Annotated in this window: 7 protein-coding genes; all 7 read right to left on the minus strand. The window is 42.8% G+C overall.

Annotation, left to right across the window (positions count from 1 at the left end; translation table 11 throughout):
- Positions 1-36: 36 nt before the first annotated feature.
- The 7 genes from HZY94_RS06080 to HZY94_RS06110 all read right to left on the minus strand — a co-directional run bounded on the left by HZY94_RS06080 (position 37) and on the right by HZY94_RS06110 (position 6,578).
- A complete protein-coding gene (locus HZY94_RS06080) occupies positions 37-759 on the minus strand; it encodes a UTRA domain-containing protein (RefSeq protein WP_179925440.1) in 723 nt (240 codons plus the stop codon).
- A gap of 3 nt (positions 760-762) precedes the next feature.
- Positions 763-2,409, minus strand: coding sequence for an alpha,alpha-phosphotrehalase (gene treC / locus HZY94_RS06085; RefSeq protein ID WP_179925441.1), 1,647 nt, complete (start codon positions 2,407-2,409; stop codon positions 763-765).
- Positions 2,410-2,466: 57 nt separating this feature from the next.
- Positions 2,467-3,882 carry a PTS system trehalose-specific EIIBC component gene (treP, locus tag HZY94_RS06090; protein ID WP_179925442.1) on the minus strand — a complete coding sequence of 472 codons (1,416 nt, stop codon included), beginning with the start codon at positions 3,880-3,882 and terminating at the stop codon, positions 2,467-2,469.
- Positions 3,883-4,255: 373 nt separating this feature from the next.
- Positions 4,256-4,774: a hypothetical protein gene (locus HZY94_RS06095; RefSeq protein WP_179925443.1), complete on the minus strand. Its 519-nt coding sequence runs from the start codon at positions 4,772-4,774 to the stop codon at positions 4,256-4,258.
- Between the two features lie 5 nt (positions 4,775-4,779).
- Positions 4,780-5,475, minus strand: coding sequence for a hypothetical protein (locus HZY94_RS06100; RefSeq protein WP_179925444.1), 696 nt, complete (start codon positions 5,473-5,475; stop codon positions 4,780-4,782).
- 61 nt (positions 5,476-5,536) lie between these two features.
- The gene (locus HZY94_RS06105; RefSeq protein WP_179925445.1) at positions 5,537-6,079 is read right to left on the minus strand and encodes a hypothetical protein; all 543 of its coding nucleotides are present in this window, start codon (positions 6,077-6,079) and stop codon (positions 5,537-5,539) included.
- 1 nt (position 6,080) lies between these two features.
- Positions 6,081-6,578 (minus strand): hypothetical protein, encoded by a 498-nt coding sequence (locus HZY94_RS06110; protein WP_179925446.1) that lies wholly within the window; start codon positions 6,576-6,578, stop codon positions 6,081-6,083.
- Between the last annotated feature and the right edge of the window lie 156 nt (positions 6,579-6,734).

The raw sequence follows: 6,734 nt of genomic DNA on the forward strand, positions 1-6,734 counted from the left end.
AACCGGTCTTCCGACTAAAACGGAGGACCGGTTTTTTTAAGGGTGTCTACGGGAAAAATTGGTGAATTTAAAGGATGAAGGTCTGTGGTGAGACTGGTTGAGCTGGAAGGGTTGGCCGTCGCCTAGAAAGACGGTGGCCTCAACCAGGGCCACATAGGCCGGATCCAAGTTCTGGAAATAGTCTGTGAGACTGGAATTAGCTGGTTGGAAGGTGATCGTTTTAGCCGAGTGGCTGATGACTAGACCCAGGTCTTCTTCAATATAGCGGTAGATGGAGCCTTGGGCTACTTCCCTGGTCAGTCCGGGAATCAGTTGGGGGTTGAAGAAGTCAATGTCGACAATGTTGACCTGATCCCCTTTTTTCCGCAGGCGAATAACCCGGATGATGGGGTCAAAGTCTCTTAATTGCAGAGCGTTTTTGACCTGGGGATAGTCCTTGGCCTTGATTTTCTCAACCAGAGCGACCACTGTTTGGTAGGGCTGGCTGAGTCCGTGATTGATTTCCTGGAAGCTGGTTAGGTTGGCCAATTCGAAGTTGAGGGAAGGATCATAGATGATGATCGAGCCCTTGCCCCGAATTTTTTGAATGTAGGCATCGTTTTGAAGCAACTGGAGCGATTTGCGGAGGGTTTCCCGTGAGGTCTCAAAGCGCTGGCAAAGCTCCATCTCAGATGGCAGGAGTTGTCCCTGGGGATGGGCTCCTTGCCGAATTTCTTGCTTGAGTTGCTCGTAAATAACTTGGTATTTTTTTTCACTCATAGGCTAGCGGCTTAGGAAGGCAATGGTTTCGTAAGGGCGGAGTTCCAGTTGGCTGCTGGCTTTTCGTTCACCGTAGTTGCCAAGTAGGTAGCTGTAATCGGTGTTTTCCAGAGAGATAGTGGTTGCTTGCTCGTAGAAGTTGTTGAAGACAAGCAGTTCTTGGTCTCCTAACTGGCGTTTGTAGGCCAGGACTTGTGGGTGGTCAACCAAGAGTGGTTGGTAGGACCCTTCCTGGATGATCGGCAGCTCTTTGCGAAGGCGGATGAGTTCTTGGTAGTAAGGGAAGATTGTTCCTTGAGCCAACTCTTTCTCGACATTGATGTCAGGATAGTTGCTAGCGACCTCCAACCATGGTTGGCTGGTAGAGAAGCCGGCATAGGCTTGGTCATTCCACTGAATCGGTGTCCGGCTGTTGTCGCGTGATTTGACCTGGATGACTTCCAGAGCTTCCGCCTCACTGAGCCCGCGCTCCAGCAGCATTTGGTAGGCATTGATGCTTTCAATATCCTTGTACTGCTCCATGCTGGTGAAACCAGGATCAGTCATCCCAATCTCCTCACCCATATAGATATAAGGGACACCCTTCATCATATGGATGGTTTGCGCCAGCATTTTCGCAGACTCGACCCGATAGGGACCATCATTGGTGAAGCGGGTGAGGGCGCGTGGTTGGTCATGGTTGTTCCAGAAGACTGCATTGCAACCGCCACCCTGATCCATGCCCACCTGCCAGTCGTTGAGAATCCGTTTCAACTCCGCAAAGTCCATGGCCTGATTTTGCCATTTGTCGCCATCCTTATAGTCGACTTTTAGATGGTGAAAACTAAAGGTCATCGACAGCTCATGGCGGTCTGGTCTGGTGTAAAGGATACAGTTTTCAATAGTGGTTGAGGACATCTCACCAACCGTGACGATGTTTGGATCCTGACCAAAGCTATTTTGGTTGAGCTCCTGTAGGTAGTCATGGACAATTGGCGTGTCAGTATAAAGGCTCTTTTCTTGCTGGTCATTGACGCTGTCCACAAGTAGTTCGTCCTTACCAATCACATTGATGACATCAAAGCGGAAGCCTGAAGCCCCTTTCTCCCGCCAGAAGTTGACAACATCGTAGAGTTCCTTGCGAACTTCTGGATTGTGCCAGTCCAAATCGGCCTGGGTTTTGTCATAGAGGTTCATGTAATACTTGCCGGTGTCCCCAAAAGGTTGCCAAGCTGGGCCACCAAACTTGGATTGCCAGTTGGTAGGTAGGCTGCCATTGGCTTTGGGGTCACGGATATAGTAGTAGGTTTGGTAGCGTTTATCGCCGGCTAGGGCTTTTTGGAACCACTCATGCTCGGTGGAGGTGTGGTTGAGAACCATATCCAGCATGATGCCCATTCCCATGGTTTTGGCCTGGCGGGCTAATTCTTCAAAGTCTTCCATGGTCCCGAAGCGAGGATCGATGGCCCGGTAATCCGCGATGTCATAACCATTATCATTTTGAGGGGACACATAGAAGGGGTTGAGCCAGAGAATATCGACTCCTAATTTTTTCAAATAAGGGAGTTTTTCAAGAATACCGGACAGATCTCCGAATCCGTCGCCATTGCTGTCTTTGAAGGATTTGGGATAAATTTGATAGACAACTTTAGAAAATAATGAATCGTTCATGAAAGGCCTTTCTAAAAAAATGGGAGGCGAGGACTGAGCCCTCGTCTCCTGATCAGATTAGTCTTTTTTCTCAAAGCGAATGAAGACAAAGGTTAGTACAATTGGAAGGACGATTGTAATAGCCAATCCAAGGGCGAAGATGCCCCAATATTGTGGAATAATGGAGAGGATTCCAGGAATACCTCCGATACCGACAGAGTTAGCGAGTACAGGTACAGAACCGAGCACAGCTCCCGCGATTCCAGCAGATACCATGGCTGCCAAGAAGGCTGCTTTGTAACGAAGGGTTACCCCGAAGATGGCTGGTTCTGTAACCCCCAACCAGGCAGAGATGGCAGAAGTGAGGGCCATACTTTCGTTTTTACTGTCTTTGTTTTTGCGGAAAATCAACATCATGGCGAGGGCTGCAGATCCTTGAGCGACGTTTGACATAACCAGGATTGGCCACAAGAAGGTTCCGTTTTCAGAAGCGACCAATTGCAGATCGACTGGAAGGAACATGTGGTGCATACCAGTAATGACAAGCGGTGCGTAGAAGGTACCGTAGATCAGACCTCCCAACCAGCCAGCGGTACTGAAGATGGCCATCATGATACCGGTAATTTGGGTCGCCAACCACATGGTTACAGGACCAATAATGGTGAAGGCCAAGAAACCAGTGATTAGGAGGGAAACTGGTGCAACAACCAAGAGTTTCAAGCTGTCTGGAACCCGTTTGTTGAGCCCTTTTTCAACATTGGCCAAGATAAAGGCTGCAAAGAGAGATGGTAGAACCTGTGCCTGATAGTTCATTTGCTGAACAGGAAGACCAAAGAGATCCCAAGTTGGAATTTCTGCAAGACCACCTGTATTGGCATCAAACAAGGCATATTGAGAAGTCAAACCTGGATGGCAAAGAACCAAGCCCAAGACAATCCCTAGAAGTGGTGAACCACCGAAACGGGTCATAGCAGACCAACCGACCAAGGCAGGAATAAAGATGAAGGAAGTCGCCGCAATAAAGTTAACGATACCTGCGAATCCCGCAAAACCAGGATACATTTCAACAATGGATTGTGCTCCAAAGATCCCTGGCTGGGTAAGGACATTGTTGATCCCCAAGAGCAAACCAGAAGAAATGATGGCTGGTAGGATTGGAACAAAGACATCTCCTAACAGTTTAACCAATTTTTGCAGCGGATTCAAATCTTGGGCAGCTTGTTCCTTAGCTTCTTCCTTGGAGACAGCCGCAGCCCCTGTTTGTGAGACCAATTCGTCATAGACCTTATCGACAATACCAGGTCCGATGATAACTTGGTATTGACCATTGGCAGAGAATTGCCCCTTAACCAGATCAATTTGATCGAGGGCAGCTTCATCTACTTGGCCTTCATCTTTTAGAATAAAGCGAAGCCGGGTGACACAGTGGGTTACACTGGTGATGTTGTCCTTGCCACCAATGGCCTGAACGATTTTGCTGACATCGTTTTTCATAAGTTCTCCTTTTGAAAGCGTTTTTTAAACTTGTCTAGACAAATTATAGATGACTTGTCTAGACTTGTCAAGGGGCTGTTTCAAAAAAGTTAAGCGGGGTCTCATTCATCGTCCAGATGAAGAACCTTTTTTTCATTAAAAGTCAGGTCATAAAGCCATTGGAGATTGAAGATAGGTGGTGTGACTCGGGTTTCCAGGACGTGGCCTGTCAGCTGTTTGACGTAATTTTTTCCTCTAACAGAAGTCTTCAATCTCAAAATTTTGGCGATAAACCAAACAGTAATCTTTGCTAGGTACAGAACTAGTCTCATAATAGTTTCTAAAGATAGACTTACTAATTACCTTCCCTGCTACACTAAGGCTTTCACTAAAACTAATGATTAAATCTTGACTCGTATTTTTGATTGAAAAGTTTCTGAAGATTGATGGTAGGAGTTTTTTGAGATTCGATAATATCCTTTATTACCGGATCCAGTATAGCTTCTATTTCTTGTAATTTTTCTTCATCTAGTGATTTTTCCTCCCAATTATCATCTGGGAATGAGTAAGTCGTTAATTTTCCTGTTTGATCAGTATCATAATAATAGCTCCCATTCATTTTATTTATTCCTATATAATATCCCTTCACAGCATATGTGAAGTACGCGTTTCTGTTTATATATACTGAACCCGTCTCTTCCTCATCAAAGCGAACATTCTCTGTATTTTGTTTATCAATCCAGTTGATATTTTCTAGAGCCATAACCAATTCAGGTTTAGCTCCCTCTTTTCTGGGCATATGACTAGCGTAATAGACAGAATAGCGGGCTAGATTGTATTGGATGTATCCGTATACGAATACAGCAAGTGCAAGGAATATACCAAATAACATTAAGTATCTTTTTATTTTCATATTCTTTATTTCCTTCTTTTAGCAGATGGCTTCGGTTTGAAAATTTGTGTAACTTTAGCAATAGCCTTAGCTACTTGCGCTACTGGTCTGGCCACAGCTCTAATAACTGGTTTAACAGCTTGAACCACTGGTCTGGCCACAGCTCTAATGACTGGTTTAACAGCTTGAACGACTGGTCTAGCTACAGCTCTAATAACTGGTTTGACAACTTGAGCCACTGGTCTAGCCACAGTCCTCACAACAGACTTTACAAGTCTTGCAGTTGATTGGGCAAATCTAGGAGCAGCATTCTGGATTGGTTTGACAACCCTACGAACAGCATTTTGTAGTGGTTTGCTAATTTTGCGAATGGCATTTCCCATCGGTTTAATCACTCTGCTTTTTATATTTTTAAAGCCTTGTTTCATTGTTTTAGCAAGCTGTGCTGTTCTTTGGCGAGTTACTTTCATACCCTTTTTCACTGCAGACACAAGTGGCTTGACAATTTTCTTCTGCAAAACTTTTTTACCCTTTACAAAACTTCGAGAGACCCTATTTCTAAGAGATTGAACTATACTTTGAAATGGCCTAGTGATATTCTTTTGAAGAAATTTACCTGTGTTACTCATTATCCGTGTAGTTATCTTGCCTAGAGCTTTTATTGGATTCTGAAAGGCACGTTCAAAAGATTTTTCGAAAACAACTTGATCGAGTAATGCCAAATTATTCTATTGAAATCTTCGGCCATTTATCTTCCCTGCTACACCAACACTTTTACCAAAACTAATGATTAAATCTCGACTCATATTTCTGATTGAAAAGTTTCTGAAGATTGATAGTGGGTGTTTTTTGAGCTTTAACTATATCTTTCGTTGCAGGAGCTAGGAGATTTTCAAGCTCTTGCAATGATACCTCTTCTAGTGGCTTTTCTTCCCAATTATCTGGAGAGGAGTAGGTCCTAAATTTTCCGATTGAATCAGTATAGTAGAAATTAAGACCGTTCTTCTTTTCTAATCGAACATAATAATCTGTATATTTTTTTTTTTTTTTGAAATATGCATCTTTATTAAGATATATTATATCTTCGCGATCTTCATGAAAATAAATATTCTCTGTATTTTGTTTATCAATCCAGTTGATATTTTCTAGAGCCATAATCAATTCAGGTTTAGCTTCCTCTTTTCTGGGCATATGGCTAGCGTAATAGACAGAATAGCGGGCTAGATTGTATTGGATATATCCGTATACAATTCCAGCAAGTGAGAGGGACACTCCAAGCAATACTAAGTATTTTTTTAGTTTTATTTGGGTCATCTTATCAATCATTCTATTGAAATCTTCGTCCGTAGATTATATTGAAAATCCATTGGAGATTGGCGTATTTTGGTGGCTCTGGTTGAATATCAATAACCGGTTGGATAATGTCATATACGAGTTTTTTAGCTTCTTCTTGCTTTTCTTTGAAATTATAAGGAATCTCAGACCCCATCATTGTATACTCATAGAATTTACCAGAGGTATCAAAACTGTAAACATTTCGGTTGTTATATAAATCATAACTACTGATTAAACCTCCTACTTGAATATTTTTATAATTATGATATGCAATATTTATACCATCAAAATCATAACCGATTGTGCTATTTTCTGGTCTAGGAATAGCATCTAGATTGTCAATAAGGAGAGCCATAACTGGATCCGCATCCTTGTTGTGATTTAGGTGCTGAGCATAGTAGACAGAATAATAAACTAGATTATGATGAATTTCAAATCCTATTTTAAATAAGAGGACTAGAGAAATTAGTGTGATTAAAAATTTTTTCATTATTTTTTCCTTTTTTTACTAGGGGCAGGTTTAGGCGGATTGAACTTAGGTAAGCTGATTTTAGGCGGATTGAACTTAGGTAAGCTGATTTTAGGCGGATTGAACTTAGGTAAGCTGATTTTAGGCGGATTGAACTTAGGTAAGCTGATTTTAGGC

The organism is Streptococcus danieliae, from assembly GCF_013415245.1.
Lineage (GTDB): Bacteria > Bacillota > Bacilli > Lactobacillales > Streptococcaceae > Streptococcus > Streptococcus danieliae_A.